Below are 14,057 nucleotides of genomic sequence, written 5' to 3'. Positions count from 1 at the left end.
GTACCGGGCCCACCACCAGCCGGCGCATCCCCCGGCGCACCCGCGATATCGGCCAGCGACGCACTGAGCAGCAGCCGATCCCGCAGCACGACCGCGAGGGTCCGCCCCGTTTCCGGGCGATCCTCGATTCGTGCCACAAGCCCCTTCGACCCCGCTCGCGGCGCTTGCGGCGGAACCGTCGACAACACCGTCGCGCCGGTCATGTCCCGCAGGGCCGTGCACGGAATGCTCACGTCCAGCGACAGCGGGACGTAGTCCACGAGCGGCGCGCTGAGTTGCATCGACTGCGGCTGCGGCCAATCCAGGCTCGCGCGCTCCTGCTGAACCGGCAGTAACGGCGCCGCCACCGCCAGCGCCACCCCGACGACCCCCGCCACGATCCCGGCCACCTGCACCCGGCCGAAGCCGGAAGAATCTCCACCCACGAACGCTGATGCTAGCCATCACCGCCCGGACGGGGTGGGTCAGCGGGGGCGGCGGAGTTCGGTGACGGCGATGCGGGCGGCTTCGCCGATGGCCGCGTCGACGACGGGCAGGGTCGGGTCGGCGCGGGCGGCGCGGGTGAAAACCGCCACGGCGACCGGGGTTTCGTCCGGGAACTCGATCACCGCGACCTCGTTGCGGATCACACCGATGGTGCCGGTCTTTCCCGCGACGAGGACGCCGCGGTGTGGGAAGGCTGCCGCGATCCGGTGCGGCCAGATCTGGCCGCCCATCACCGTCCGCACGAATTCGGTGCTCGCCGTAGACAACACGGCACCGCACCACAGCAGACGCAGGAACCGGGTCATCTCCTCCGGTGTGGTCGCGCTGGCGTAGGCGGGGTCGTAGGCCGAGACCGTCCAGGCTTCGTCGTTGTCGGCCAGCGCGGCGAAGGCCTCCGCGGTGGTGTGGGTGTCGGTGTCGCGGACCAGGCTGCGGTGCTGGTCGGCGGTGCCGCCGACGATGCGGGTCTCGGTGAGCCCGAGTTCGTCGAGGAGGTCCGTCATCGCGGCGAGGCCGATCTCGCCGAGCAGCACATCGGCGGCGGCATTGTCGGACACCGTCATCATCGAGGTCGCCAGGTCGCGCCGGCTCAGGGTGATCGGATCGCGCAGGGTGGCCAGTCCGGTCGGGCCGGGGGTGCAGTCGGCGGGGTCGACGGTGAGCCGGGCGACCGGGTCGATCCGGCCCTCGTCGACCTGACGGCAGAAGGCCACGAACAGCAGCAGCTTGTACACCGACGCGGTGACCACCCGCTCGCGGCCGCCGACCGACACCTCGGCGGGGGAGTCGTCACAGCGGCGGGCATGCAGCCACCCGGTGCACCCCGCGTCCGCGAAGACGGCCCGGATTCGCTCGGCCGCCGAGCTCATCGCAGCCGTTCCCGGTAGAGCACCCGATCCAGCACGCCTGCCTGTGCGGCGGCATCGGCACGGCGAATGATCCTGACCCGCAAGGCAACCGACTGCGGTGCGAGCGTCAGCCAGGCCACACCGGGTGTCGGCGTCGGTGGGGTGGCGGTGACACCGAAACTCGTGCCCGCGGCGACCGCGGCCAGTACCGCCCGGTCGTCGGGGGCGGTCAGGGTGGTCGCGTCCAGCCCGCGTTCGCGCAGCAGGTCGAGCACGGTGTCGAAGGCGGGTGGATTGGCGGCGCGGGCCGGATGCGCGAAATGCAGACCGGCGAGCATCGGGAAGGTGGGGCGTTCGGCGGTGGTGGTGCGGTGCTCGGCGGGCACGACCAGCCAGCGCGGCAGTTTCACGACCGGCCCTGCATCGATGCCGTCGACCAGCGCGGGATGCTCGATCACCGCGACATCACACACCCCGGCCCGCACCTCCGTCACGAGGTCGACGGTCGGGCCCAGTGCGGTGGAGACCGTGCCGCCGGAAGCACGCAGTGCGGTGACGCACGCGGCGACCAGCCGGTCGGGCAGCGCCGCCGTGGCCGCGAACCGCACGGTCCCGCTGCGCTGGGCGATCCGCTCCGATTCGGCGAGCAGCCGATCGGCGTCGTCGACGAGCAGCCGGGCCCGTGGCAGCAGCTGCCTGCCCGCGGCGGTGAGCATCGCGCCCTGACTGGTGCGGTGGATCAACTCGAGGTCGAGATGCTGTTCCAGCCGCCGCAGACCCTGGGACAGCGGCGGTTGCGTCATCTCGAGCGCGGCTGCCGCCCGCCCGAAGTGGCCCTCGTCGGCGATCGCGACGAAGAACCGGAGATGACGCAGCAGATCCATGTCGGCCATTGAACCAGCGCGCGAACGGCGACCACCCCCGATCGGCCACGGGCGGACCACCGTACTCGACCTTGGCCTGTCGGCGACCTGCGTCGATATCGAAGGCGACTAGGACTCGCGGGTCTCCGGTATTGGCCTCGCCGCCGCCCGCGGTGATCTGGTGCAGTAGTGACTTTCTCCGTGATCAACACCCGCCGCGGGCGCCTCGCCGCCGCCGCGCTGGCGCTGTCCGCCGTCGTCGTCACCGCCTGTTCGAACAGCACCGGTGCCACCACCACCCCCGAGACATCGACGGCCACATCAACATTCGCCGCCTTGGAAATGACCTACGGCGCCCGCCTCGGCCTGTCGGTGGTCGACACCGGCTCCGACCGCACCGTCACCTACCGCGCCGACGAACGCTTCCCGATGGCCTCGACCTTCAAAGGCCTGGCCTGCGGCGGCCTCCTGCAAGCCCACCCGCTGTCGACCGGCTACTTCGACCAGGTGATCCGCTACACCGCCGCCGACATCGTCGTGAACTCCCCGGAGACGGCCAAGCACGTCGACACGGGCATGACCGTCACCGCGCTCTGCGATGCCGCGATCACCCAGTCCGACAACACCGCAGGCAACATGCTGCTCCGATTGCTCGGCGGCCCCGAAGGATTCACCGCCTTTCTGCGCGCCCTCGGCGACACCGTGTCCCGCCTCGACCGCTGGGAACCCGAACTCAACACCGCGATCCCCGGCGACGAACGCGACACCACCACCGCCGCCGCACTGGTCGCCGACTACCGCGCCCTCGTCGTCGGCACCGCACTGCCCGAACCCGAACGTGCCCAGCTCGCCGCGTGGCTGAAAGACAGTGTTACCGGCGCCAAGCGGATCAACGCGGGCCTGCCCGCGGACTGGGTCGTCGGCGACAAGACCGGCACCCCGGCCTACGGTTCGGCGCTAGATGTCGCCGTGGCCTGGCCGCCTGGCCGCGCACCGCTCGTGCTCGCGGTCCTTTCCACCAAGCCGGAACAGAACGCCGAACCGTCCAGCGAACTCGTCGCCGAGGCGGCGAAAGCGGCTGTGGGCGAGCTCAACTGACGCGCCAGCCGGACGCTACCGACCGCGCGCACCGCTCGGGATCGTCACCCGCCGCGACGAACAACGCGGTGAGCAGGGGGATGCCGTAGCCGAGAGCGGCCGGTGGCAGCGGGCCGGTCGCGACCAGGCCCGCCAGCCCGTGCCCGATGGTCCAGCTCTGGGTCGCCAGGTCGAGCGGTTCGACATCGGAGCGGAAACGTCCTGTCGCCCTGGCCGATTCGACCGCGACGACGAGACGTTCCAGGGTGGCATCGGCGGCCGGCGCGTCCTCGAGCGCGAATCCGGCGTCGAACATCACCCGGTACAGATCGGGATCGGCGAGCGCGTTGGCCAGATAGGCACTGCCGAGCGCGGCCAGATCGTGCACCGGGTCGTCGGTGTCGGGCACCTCGGCCAGTCGCGCCGCCAGCCGGGTGAACCCCTCCTGCCGGACGGCGCGCCACAGCCCGTCCATCCCGTCGAAATAGGTATAGACGGCCATCGTCGACACCGCCGTCCCCGCGACGAGTCCACGCAGCGTGACCGGCTGACGTTCACGCAGCAACTGCGCCGCCCGCTCGATCAGCATCGCCCGCACCGCGGGATTCCTCGTCCTGGCCATAGCCTCAGATTACATATCAATGCTATGTTAAAAACCATGGCTGTGGAACTGGTGAATCCGGAGGGGCTGCCCAAGCCCGAGGTATATCGGCAACTGTCGATCGCGACCGGCACGCGGCTCGTCTTCCTGGCAGGCCAGGTCGCCCGCGATGCCGACGGGAACCCGGTCGGCGCCGGTGATTTCGCCGCGCAGGTCGAGCAGGCCTACCTCAATATCGGCACCGCGCTGGCCGAGATCGGCGGCAGCTTCGACGATGTCGCGAAGCTGACCATCTACGTCGTGGACTGGGGCCCCGACAAGTTCCCGCTCCTCGGCGAAGGCGTCGCCCGCGCCGCCGCCAAGCTCGGCGTCGACCCCGTCAAGCCGATCACCCTCCTCGGCGTCGCCGCGCTCGGCGAACCCGACCTCATGGTCGAGGTCGAGGCCACCGCCGTCCTCGCCTGACCGTTCACGGCGCACCCGCGACCAGAACCTCAGCGCCGGACGTGCGATAACGCCCTGGGGCCGTGCCGAATTCACGTTTGAACGCTTTCCCGAAGGCGTATTCGGAGCCGTAGCCGCTGTGCCGGGCCACCGTCGCCAGCGGCCGGTCGGTGTCGCGGAGCAGGCGAGCGGCGACGAGCATGCGCCAGCGGGTGAGATAGGTCAGCGGCGGTTCGCCGACGAGACCGGTGAACCGCCGGGCGAAGGCGGCTCGGCTGAGACCCGCTCGGGCGCCGAGGGATTCGACGGTCCAGCCGTGCGCGGGGTCGTCATGGATGGCGCGCAGTGCTCGGGAGATGTCGGCGTCGGCGACAGCGGCGGCCCACCCCGACGACTCCTTGGTCTCCGCGAGCCAAGCGCGCAGCAGATAGAGCAGCAGCAGATCCAGCAGTGGCGGAATCGCGGCGTCGGCGCCGGGGCGGGGATCGGTGAGTTCGTCGGCGAGCAGGTCGACGGCGGCGCGCAGCGACGGATGGGTGCCGAGCCGGGCCGGAATGTGCACCACCTCGGGCAGTTCCGTCAACAGCGGGTGGGTGCGGTCGGCGGCCAGCTGATAGGAACCGCACAGCAGCGTCGCGGGAGCGCCGGGACCGTCGGCGAACCGGAGGTCGCCGGGTCCGGCCGTCTCGGTGATCCGGCTGTCGAGCTGGTCGAGCAGGTCGTGGGCGACACCGCGCGGCATGAACACCGCATCACCCGCGCCCAGCGCGATCGGCTCCGCATCGGGCCGCGTCAACCAGCACGAGCCCTGCAGAACCACATGGAACCCGGCACCGTCCACGCGCGGATACGCCCGCCCCCACGGCGCGTGGCGAACGAACATGCCGGAGGCGGGACGCCCGGTGCGCGCGGTGGCCAACACGTCGCTGAGCAGATCCATGTCAGAAACCATACTCTGTGAGACGAATGGATATCTGAGTGAGATTCTAGATGATTTTGTGTCTTACTCCGTGCTCATACGCTGAGTTCACGCATTCGATGAGCAAGGAGTACGACATGAAGATCGAGGTCGACGGAGCCGTCACCGAGCCCGCCGTGACGGACAAGCGGACGACGGTGCTCGCACGTCGCGCTGCCCTGCTCATCGCGGGCGCGACGACGTCAGCCCTGGTGGCGTGCGGTGCCGAAACCCCGATGCCGGAGTGGTCGGGTGCGTGGGCGGCCGCGGTCCAGCACCCCGCCACCGCGGTGACGCCGAACTGGTCGGCCGAGGGTTTCGCCGATCAGTCTGTCCGCCAAGTGGTTCGGCTGTCCGACGGTGGATCGCAGGTCAGGGTCCGGTTGTCGAACAGGTATGGCACGGCACCGCTCGCGGTCGCGGGCGCGACGGTTGCCCGGAGTGCGGGCGGCGCGGCCGTGGTCCCGGAGACGGTGAGCCGATTGACCGTCACCGGGGCAGCGGCCTTCGAGATCGCGCCGGGCACAGAGATTTCCAGCGATCTCGTGACCACACCGATCGCGGCGGGGGAAGCGATCACGGTGACGCTGTACTTCGCCGAGCCCACCGGACCCGCCACCCAGCACGCCCAGGCCGCCGCGACGAGCTACCGTGCCACCGGCGACCACACCGCCGCGTCGGACGCCGCGGCTTTCACCGAGTCCTCCCAATCCTGGTACTACCTGGCTGGCATCGATACCGTCCGGCCCGGCCGGGCCCGCGATGTCACTGTCGCCTTCGGTGATTCGATCACCGACGGCTACCGCTCCGGAATCGACGCCGACCAGCGCTACCCCGACCACCTCACCCGTCAGCTCACCGCCGCGGGCCGACCTGGCGCGGTCGTGAACGCGGGGATCAGCGGCAACCGGCTGCTCACCGATTCGACCGTCCTCGGCGACAGCGCGCTCACCCGCTTCCGCCGCGACGTCCTCGAACAGCCGGGAGTGAGCACGGCGGTCATCCTGATCGGCATCAACGACATCGGCCTCGCGGGCCTGGTCGGCCCGGACGGGCAGCTCTCCCCGCAGGTTTCGGCCGAACAGCTCGTCGCCGGGTATCGCGCGCTGATCGCCCAGGCGCGGGCGGCGGGGGTCCGGATCATCGGCGCGACGCTGTTGCCGTTCGCGGGGTCGCCCTTCTACTCGGCCGACAAGGATCGCCTCCGGAGGGAGGTGAACAGGTGGATCACCTCGGCAGGCGCCTTCGACGCGGTGGTCGATCTCGACCGCGCGATGGCCGATCCCGCCGACCCCGCCCGGCTCGCCGGCACCTACGACAGTGGTGATCAGTTGCACCCCAACGACTCCGGCTACGCGGCGATGGCAGCGGCGGTCGGCCAGGTGATTCTGGCATAACCGCAGGTCGCGGGACTGCGCACTTTGCGATTCGGTAACGAATCGAAATCGAACAGGTGATGAACCCTCGTCGCACGAGTGGCAGTCGGCGCGAGGGCTCGATATGCTCGCCTCCGATATCGAAACGGGCTGCTGTGCTGCGTGTTTGGTTTGACGATTGGTGGTTGGGGGCCTGTGAGTACTGCGGAAGTCGGGCCGATGGTGCAGCCGGCGGCTGCATCGCCGGGGGAGAATACCGGGCGCGGAGCGACCGCGGGGCCTGCCGGCTACGTGGTACTCGGCGCCGGAGTGGCGCTGGTGGTCATCGCCTTCGTGACCGCGATCTTCGCACCACCCGCCGTCGGCATCCCGGTACTCGCCGCCGCGCTCGCCGTGGCGCTGATCGCCTGTCCCGCAGTGTTCGTGGCGCTGCGGGAGCGGGCCGAGGCCAACGCCGCGAAGGACACAGCCCAGCGGGCTGAACAGCAGCTCGCCGCGACCGTCGCCGAGGCGAGTCAGCGGATCGCGCAGGCCCAGGACCACGCCACCCACTACGCCTGGGAAGCCCAGGAGAACGGGCGCCGCGGCGCGGCCGCGCTGGCCGCCTTCGCCGGCGCCGCGGGCCGCATCCAGGCCATGACCACCAGCATGCTGGCCGAACTGCGCGAGATGGAACACCGGCACGCCGACCCGCGGGTGCTCACCGACCTGCTCCACATCGATCACCGCACCGCGCAGACGGGCAGGCTCGCAGACAGCATCGCGGTGCTCAGCGGTGCCCGCACCGGCCGCCGGTGGGCGAAACCGATTGCGATGGAATCGATCCTGCGCGGCGCGATGGGCCGGGTGGCGGGCTACCAGCGCGTGCGGCTGCGGGCCGTCGCCGAGGTCGGCATCGCCGGGCACGCCGCCGAAGGCGTCATGCACAGCCTCGCCGAGCTGCTCGACAACGCCTGCAACTTCTCCCCGCCCACCACCGAGGTGCACGTCTACGCCGCGGAAGTGCCCGCGGGCGTGGTGATCACGATCGAGGACAGCGGACTCGTGATGAGCGACTCCGCGCTGCGCCGCGCCGAAGCCGCCGTCAGCGGCCGCGACCACAAGGGCAAGGGCGCCGACCTGGCCTCGCTGTCGGGCACCCGGCTCGGCCTCGCTGTGGTCGGCAACCTGGCGCGCAAACACGACCTCACGGTGTCGTACCGGCCGTCGGCGATCGGTGGTACCGCCGTCGTCGTCGTTGTCCCGCGCGAACTCACCGCCCGCGCCGAACGCCGCAGCCGCGGCGGCACCCAGCTGTCCGCGCCGACCCCGCGTCGCGCCGACACCCAGCTCGGCACCCTGAGCCAGTTCGATACACCGACGCCACGTCCACAGCACGCGAGGACCACCGAGACCACCGAGCTCGGATGGACCGAAACCATCGGTCAGCACGCCCGCCAGGCCGGCGCGGACGCCGCCCCGCCCGTGGTGTCCACCTCACCCGCACTGCCCAAACGGCGCAGGGGCGACACCCTGGCCAAAGTCCACCCCGAGGGCCTGACCACCACCAAGGCCGCCGACGCCACACCGACGAAACCGGCCGCTCTCGGCGCGTTCCAGCGGTCCGCCCCTGGCCGCGAGCCGCACCAGTCAGGCCACCAATCAGGCAGCGCCGCCACTGCTCCCGACCCCATGGAGGACCGATGACCACCACCGCCGCAGCGAACCTCGGCTGGCTGCTCGAGAAGCTGCTCGCCCGCACCCCACGTACCCGGCACGCACTGCTGCTGTCCGGCGACGGCCTCAAGATCTGCCACACACCGGAACTCGATGTGGACCGCGCCGATCAGCTGGCCGCGATCGCCGCCGGATTCCAGAGCCTGTCGCACGGGGCTTCCGTCGAGTTCGGTGACGGGCGTGGCGGTGTCCGCCAGTCGATGACCGAGTTCTACGGCGGCATCCTGTTCGTGGTCGAGGCGGGCAGCGGCGCGCACTTAGCGGTGGTGGCGGCCGAGGACGCGGACGCGGGTCTGGTCGGGCACACCATGCACGAGCTGGTCGAACAGCTCGGCGAGCATATGGCTGCCCAGCCGAGACGCGGAGTGCCGAATTGACCAGGGCGGGCCGTGACGACGATCCCGACCGGTTCTACACACTGACCGGCGGGCGCGCCCCGGCCACCGAGGATTTCGACCTGGTGACCCTGGTGGTCAGCGAATCGGCGCCGTCGGCGGGCATGACCTCGGAGCAGGCGGCGATCCTGGACATGTGCCGGGCGCCGACCGCGGTCGTGGAGATCGCGGCGGAACTGCGCCTGCCGGTCGGGGTCGCCACGGTTCTGCTCGCCGATCTGCTGCACGCGGGCAAGATCACCGTTCGGCCGCCGCTGTCGGCGGCGATGTCGCTGGATGCCTCCACCCTCGAGAAGGTGCTCGTTGGACTTCGCAAGCTCTGATATCGCGCCCGAGCGGTCCCTTGCGCCGCTGCACAGCACGGCAAAGCACGGGTTGAAGATCGTGGTCATCGGTGGATTCGGTGTCGGCAAAACGACATTGGTGCAATCGGTGAGCGAGATCCGGCCGCTGGACACCGAGGCGACGATGACCGACGTCGGTGTCGGGATCGACGACGCCACCGGCGTGCCGGGCAAGTCGACGACCACCGTCGCCTTCGACTTCGGCCGGATCACCCTCGACGACGAACATGTGCTGTATCTGTTCGGCGCGCCGGGGCAGCAACGGTTCTGGTTCCTGTGGGACCGGCTGTTCACCGGTGCGCTCGGCGCGATCGTGCTGGTCGACCAGCGCCGGATCAGCGACTCCTGGTACGCGATCGACCGGCTCGAACACCAGGGCACCCCGTTCGTGGTGGCCTGCAACGACTTCGGTGACTCGCACGCACCACAGGACGTGCGCGACGCGCTCGACCTCGACCCCGCGGTGCCGCTGCTGATGTGTGACGCGCGCTCGCGCGAATCGAGCAAGCAGGTCCTGATCGCGTTGGTCGAACACCTGTATTCCGCTGTTCCGCACGGGGAGACGGTCTCATGAGCACACCCACCGGCACCGGTGCCTGCCCGATCACCGGCGCGGTGCCGCTGAGCGGTCCCGAATTCCACATCGAACCGCACGAGGTCTACCGCCGGATGCGGCGCGATCACGGTCCGGTGGTCGCGGTCGAACTGCCCGGCGGTTTCCCCGCCTGGCTGATCATCGGGTACCGCGAACTGCATCAGGTGACCAGCGATCCGCTGCTGTTCCCGCGCGATGTGTCGCTGTGGAACCAGTGGGGCCGGGTGCCACCGGATTGGCCGTTGCTGCCGATGGTCGGACAGCCGATGCCCTCGATCTACTTCACCGCGGGCGCCGAGCATCGCAGGCACCTCGCGATGGTGGAACCCGCCCTCGACGCGGTGGATCACTACGAATTGCGCCGTGCCTGTGAGGAACTCGCGGACCGGCTGGTCGACAACTTCTGCGGTCGCGGCTCCGCCGACCTGATCGCCGAGTTCGCCGAACCGCTGCCGGTGCTGGCGCTCGGCCGTATCCTCGGCCTGCCCGACACCGACGCCGCCGACCTCGCGTTGACGATGAAGACCCTCGCAGACGGCGGCGCGGACGCCCAAGCCGGGCATATGCGCTTCGGTGAACACATGGCCAGGCTGCTCGCGGCCAAGAAGGCAAGGCCCGCAGGCGATCTGGTGTCGCTGATGCTGGCCGATCCCGAGCCGTTCACCGACGAGGAGTACACCAACGACCTGATGGCGATCACCGCCGCCGGTCACCTCACCACCGCCGACTGGCTCGGCAGCTCCATGCGGCTGATGCTCACCGACGATCGCTTCTCCGCGGCCCTCGGTGGCGGCAGGCGCAGCGTCGGCCAGGCCATGAACGAGGTCCTCTGGGAAGAGGGACCGACCTCGATCCTGGCCGGGCGGTGGGCCGCGCGCGACACCCGCCTGGCCGATCAGACCATCCGGGCGGGCGACATGCTGCTGCTCGGCCTGGCCGCGGCCAATCTCGACCCGCACGTCCGCCAGTCGTTCACCGACGGTGACACGGTGCCGACCGGCAACAACGCCCATTTCGCGTTCAGTTACGGCGAATACCGCTGCCCGTTCCCGGCGCAGCAGATCGCCGAGATCATCGCGAGGACCGGGATCGAGGTGCTGCTCGACCGGCTCCCCGATGTCGACCTGGCTGTCCCCGCCGACCAACTCACCCGGCGACCTTCGGCTTTCCTTCGGGGCATGACCGCACTGCCCGTTCGTTTCACACCAGTTAGACCCGTCGGAGGTTCGTCGTGAGTTCCCAGTGCCCTTTCGCCATCGATCCCATGGTCGGTGACCTCAACGGAGAGACCGCCCGACTACGCGCCGAAGGTCCGCTCGCCCGGATCGACCTGCTCGGCGTGCCCGCCTGGACCGTCACCGATCACGCGATCGCCCGTCAGCTGACGACCGACTCTCGCCTGGTCAAGGACATCCACGCGTGGAAGCTGTGGACCGACGGCGTGGTGACCAACCAGTGGCCGCTGATCGGCATGGTCGATGTCGACCGCTCCATGTTCAACGTCGACGGCGTCGAGCACCGCAGGCTCCGGCTCAAGACCGCCCAGGCCCTGGCGCCGCGGCGGCTCGAGGAGATGCGCCCGGTGATCGAGCGGCTCACCGTCGAACTGCTCGACGATCTCGCGGCCGCGGGCGCCGACGGCGCGCCGGTGGACCTGAAGTCGGTCTTCGCCTATCCGCTGCCGATGCGCGTGGTCGGCGAGCTGATGGGCGTCGAGCGCGAGGACCACCCGCAGCTGCTCGAGTGGTACAAGAAGTTCTTCTCGGTGATGACACCGCAGGACGAGCGGCTGCGCGTGATCGGCGAGCTCGACGTGTACTTCACCGATCAGGTCAAGCAGAAGATCGCGAACCCGGGCGACGATCTCACCTCGGCGTTCATCGTGGCCGACGAGGGCGGCGAGCCGCTCACCGAGGAGGAGGCGATCGGCAATATCAAGGCCCTCGTCGCCGCCGGTCACGAGACCACCGTGAGCCTGATCGTCAACACCGTGCGCGCGCTGCTCGGCGAACCCGAGCAGCTGGCGAAAGTCCTTGCCGGCGATGTGGACTGGAAGCAGGTCATCGAGGAGTCGCTGCGCTGGGACGGCCCGGTCTCGCACCTGCTGATGCGCTTCGCCACCGAGGACATCACCGTCGGCGACACCGTGATCGCCAAGGGCGAGGGTGTGGTGATGTCCTACCGCGCCATCGGCCGCGACACCGCCGTACACGGCGAGACCGCCGACGAGTTCGACGTGACGCGTCCGACTGCCAACCGCCACTTGGCCTTCGGCTACGGCCCGCACATCTGCCCCGGCGCCGCACTGTCCCGGCTGGAAGCCGCGATCGCGCTGCCCGCGCTGTTCGCCCGGTTCCCCGATCTGCGGCTGGCCGTGCCCGACAGTGAGCTCGGCAACCTGCCGGTCCTCACGCAGAACGATCTGGCCGCGTTGCCGATCATCCTGAACTGACCGGCGTCGCGTCGCGCCCGGTGGTCTTGCGCCGGGCGCGACGCACTACCTCATGGCGCCGACCCCCGAGGGCCCTGCGTGGTCACGCTCCGCTACCGCCTCCGGGCCCGCCGGGATCGGCGGCGTCCCTACAGGCCGAGATCGCGGCCGATGAGCTCCTTCATGATCTCGTTGGAGCCCGCCCAGATCTTGGTGACCCTGGCGTCCATCCAGGCCCGCGCGACCCGGTACTCGCGCATGTAGCCGTAGCCGCCGTGCAGCTGCACACACGCGTCGAGCACGTCGTTCTGGATCTGCGCCGACCACCACTTGGCCTTCGCGGCGTCGACCGCGGACAGCGTGCCCTCGGCATGGGCGGCGACACCCTGATCGACGAACGCCTGCGTCACTTCGATCTTGGTGACCAGCTCGGCGAAGAGGAACTTGTTGTACTGGAAGCTGCCGATCTGCTGCCCGAACGCCTTGCGCTCCTTGGCGTAGGCGAGGGTCTCGTCCAGAATCGCCGCGGCGTGCGCGATATTGGAGATCGCGGCGCCGATGCGCTCCTGCGGCAGCCGTTCCATCATCGCGATGAAGCCGCGGTCGACCTCGCCGATCCGGTTGGCGTCGGGGACCCGGACATTGTCGAAGAACAGTTCGGCGGTGTCGGATTCGGGCTGGCCGACCTTGTCGAGCTTGCGGCCGCGGGTGAAACCGTCCATGCCGTTCTCCACCGCGAACAGCGTGATGCCCTTGGCCTTCTTCTCCGGGCTGGTGCGGGCGGCGACGATCACCAGGTCGGCGTTGAAACCGTTGGTGATGAAGGTCTTCGAGCCGTTGATGATCCAGTCGTCACCGTCGCGGACCGCGGTGGTCTTGAGCGCGGCCAGGTCGGAGCCGCCCGACGGCTCGGTCATGCCGATGGCGGTGATGATCTCGCCGGTGCAGAACTTGGGCAGCCAGCGCCGCTTCTGCTCGTCGGTGGTCAGTTCCACCAGGTAGGGCGCGCACACGTCGTAGTGGATGCCGAACGAGGACGACAGCGCCGCACCGGCTTTGGCGAGTTCCTCGCCGAGCACCGCGTTGAACCGGTAGTCGCCGGCGTCGCTGCCGCCGAACTCCTCCGGCACACCGAGGCCGAGGTAGCCGAGTTCGCCTGCGGCCAGCCAGGTCTCGCGGTCGATCGCGCGCTCGTCGGCGAAGCGTTCGGTGTTGGGCTCGATCGAGCGCTTGACGAATTCGGCGACCGAGGCGCGGAAGGCCTCGTGGTCCTCGGTGTAGATGGTGCGCTGCATGGGTTTCCTTTCGTGTCCTACTGTTCGGGCCGTTCGCCCAGCAGAACCAGCGACGCCTGGATGACCTTGGCCGCGTCGGGTTCCTCGCCGCTGATGACATCGGCGTAGATGAAGGTCTCGGTGATCCGCGCCAGCAGCAGCGCCAGTTCCGGCACCGGCAGCGGCGGATCGAGCGCGCCCGCCGAGATCTCCTCGGTGAGCAGGTCGGCGATGAACGCGACGAAGCGCCGCTGCACCGAGCCTGCCCTGGTGGTGAGCAGGCGCAGCGCGCGTTCGGGTTCGCGGCGCAGGAATGGGCGGAAGGCGTCGGAGGTGTTGACGGCCTGGGCGAAATCGCCGAGGACCGTGGCGATCCGGCGCGCGCCGTGTCCGGCCGCGGCGGCGGCGGCGCGGCGCAGGGTCGGTTCGGCGACCGACCAGATCACCTCGGCCAGCAGCTCGTCGCGGCCGCCGACCCAGCGGAACAGGGTGGCCCGGTTGACGCCGAGCTCGTCGGCGAGTTCCTTCATCTCCAGCCTGCGGCCCGCCAGGAATCCGGATCGCGCTGCCTTGAACGCGGTGATCACGTCGGGGCGGGCGGCGATGTCCGCCAGGCGCTGTCCCAGTGTCGTCTGCTCGGTCACGTCAC

At 69.9% G+C, this 14,057-nt stretch carries 15 protein-coding genes and 1 pseudogene; 9 read left to right on the top strand and 7 right to left on the bottom strand.

Annotation, left to right across the window (positions count from 1 at the left end):
* Positions 1–50 precede the first annotated feature (50 nt).
* The 3 genes and pseudogenes from ACWF9G_RS24320 to ACWF9G_RS24310 all read right to left on the bottom strand — a co-directional run.
* Positions 51–347: pseudogene (locus ACWF9G_RS24320) on the bottom strand (hypothetical protein); the annotation flags it as partial.
* Positions 348–464: 117 nt separating this feature from the next.
* The gene (locus tag ACWF9G_RS24315; RefSeq protein ID WP_452518091.1) at positions 465–1,355 is read right to left on the bottom strand and encodes a serine hydrolase; all 891 of its coding nucleotides are present in this window, start codon (positions 1,353–1,355) and stop codon (positions 465–467) included.
* A complete protein-coding gene (locus ACWF9G_RS24310) occupies positions 1,352–2,227 on the bottom strand; it encodes a LysR family transcriptional regulator (RefSeq protein WP_452518089.1) in 876 nt (291 codons plus the stop codon). The genes ACWF9G_RS24315 and ACWF9G_RS24310 overlap by 4 nt, the downstream gene beginning before the upstream one ends.
* Before the next feature lie 171 nt (positions 2,228–2,398).
* Between ACWF9G_RS24310 and bla the strand changes: the two genes are divergently transcribed.
* Positions 2,399–3,295 carry a class A beta-lactamase gene (bla, locus tag ACWF9G_RS24305; protein WP_452518144.1) on the top strand — a complete coding sequence of 299 codons (897 nt, stop codon included), beginning with the start codon at positions 2,399–2,401 and terminating at the stop codon, positions 3,293–3,295.
* On the opposite strand, the gene ACWF9G_RS24300 is transcribed toward bla, so the two are convergent.
* Positions 3,288–3,896 (bottom strand): TetR/AcrR family transcriptional regulator, encoded by a 609-nt coding sequence (locus tag ACWF9G_RS24300; protein WP_452518087.1) that lies wholly within the window; start codon positions 3,894–3,896, stop codon positions 3,288–3,290. The genes bla and ACWF9G_RS24300 overlap by 8 nt on opposite strands.
* 36 nt (positions 3,897–3,932) lie before the next feature.
* On the opposite strand from ACWF9G_RS24300, the gene ACWF9G_RS24295 reads away from it, so the two are divergent.
* On the top strand, positions 3,933–4,340 hold the full coding sequence (locus tag ACWF9G_RS24295) for a RidA family protein (RefSeq protein ID WP_452518086.1): 408 nt from the start codon (positions 3,933–3,935) through the stop codon (positions 4,338–4,340).
* Positions 4,341–4,344: 4 nt separating this feature from the next.
* Here ACWF9G_RS24295 and ACWF9G_RS24290 read toward each other — a convergent pair whose 3' ends face one another.
* A complete protein-coding gene (locus ACWF9G_RS24290) occupies positions 4,345–5,259 on the bottom strand; it encodes an AraC family transcriptional regulator (protein WP_452518085.1) in 915 nt (304 codons plus the stop codon).
* 116 nt (positions 5,260–5,375) lie between these two features.
* Here ACWF9G_RS24290 and ACWF9G_RS24285 point away from each other — a divergent pair, with 116 nt between their 5' ends.
* From ACWF9G_RS24285 to ACWF9G_RS24255, 7 genes are all read left to right on the top strand, one after another.
* Entirely contained in the window at positions 5,376–6,674 is a 1,299-nt protein-coding gene (locus ACWF9G_RS24285; RefSeq protein WP_452518083.1) for an SGNH/GDSL hydrolase family protein, read from the top strand.
* Positions 6,675–6,848: 174 nt separating this feature from the next.
* Positions 6,849–8,339 (top strand): sensor histidine kinase, encoded by a 1,491-nt coding sequence (locus ACWF9G_RS24280; protein ID WP_452518081.1) that lies wholly within the window; start codon positions 6,849–6,851, stop codon positions 8,337–8,339.
* On the top strand, positions 8,336–8,746 hold the full coding sequence (locus ACWF9G_RS24275) for a roadblock/LC7 domain-containing protein (protein ID WP_452496741.1): 411 nt from the start codon (positions 8,336–8,338) through the stop codon (positions 8,744–8,746). Before ACWF9G_RS24280 ends, ACWF9G_RS24275 begins: the two co-directional genes overlap by 4 nt.
* Positions 8,743–9,087: a DUF742 domain-containing protein gene (locus tag ACWF9G_RS24270; RefSeq protein ID WP_452518079.1), complete on the top strand. Its 345-nt coding sequence runs from the start codon at positions 8,743–8,745 to the stop codon at positions 9,085–9,087. Before ACWF9G_RS24275 ends, ACWF9G_RS24270 begins: the two co-directional genes overlap by 4 nt.
* Positions 9,068–9,682, top strand: coding sequence for a GTP-binding protein (locus ACWF9G_RS24265; RefSeq protein ID WP_452518078.1), 615 nt, complete (start codon positions 9,068–9,070; stop codon positions 9,680–9,682). The genes ACWF9G_RS24270 and ACWF9G_RS24265 overlap by 20 nt, the downstream gene beginning before the upstream one ends.
* Complete coding sequence (locus ACWF9G_RS24260; RefSeq protein ID WP_452518076.1) at positions 9,679–10,938, top strand: cytochrome P450; 1,260 nt, start codon at positions 9,679–9,681, stop codon at positions 10,936–10,938. The genes ACWF9G_RS24265 and ACWF9G_RS24260 overlap by 4 nt, the downstream gene beginning before the upstream one ends.
* Positions 10,935–12,155, top strand: coding sequence for a cytochrome P450 family protein (locus tag ACWF9G_RS24255; protein WP_452518074.1), 1,221 nt, complete (start codon positions 10,935–10,937; stop codon positions 12,153–12,155). Before ACWF9G_RS24260 ends, ACWF9G_RS24255 begins: the two co-directional genes overlap by 4 nt.
* A 128-nt stretch (positions 12,156–12,283) precedes the next feature.
* Here the strand turns inward: ACWF9G_RS24255 and ACWF9G_RS24250 are convergent, their stop codons facing one another.
* Together ACWF9G_RS24250 and ACWF9G_RS24245 are read right to left on the bottom strand one after the other, a co-directional pair.
* Positions 12,284–13,429: an acyl-CoA dehydrogenase family protein gene (locus tag ACWF9G_RS24250; protein ID WP_452518072.1), complete on the bottom strand. Its 1,146-nt coding sequence runs from the start codon at positions 13,427–13,429 to the stop codon at positions 12,284–12,286.
* Between the two features lie 17 nt (positions 13,430–13,446).
* Positions 13,447–14,052 (bottom strand): QsdR family transcriptional regulator, encoded by a 606-nt coding sequence (locus tag ACWF9G_RS24245; RefSeq protein ID WP_379308021.1) that lies wholly within the window; start codon positions 14,050–14,052, stop codon positions 13,447–13,449.
* Between the last annotated feature and the right edge of the window lie 5 nt (positions 14,053–14,057).

The sequence above is a fragment of the Nocardia sp. NPDC055029 genome (assembly GCF_053608525.1).
The sequence above is the reverse complement of the archived record's forward strand: the minus strand, read 5'-3'. Positions and strand labels throughout refer to the sequence as shown.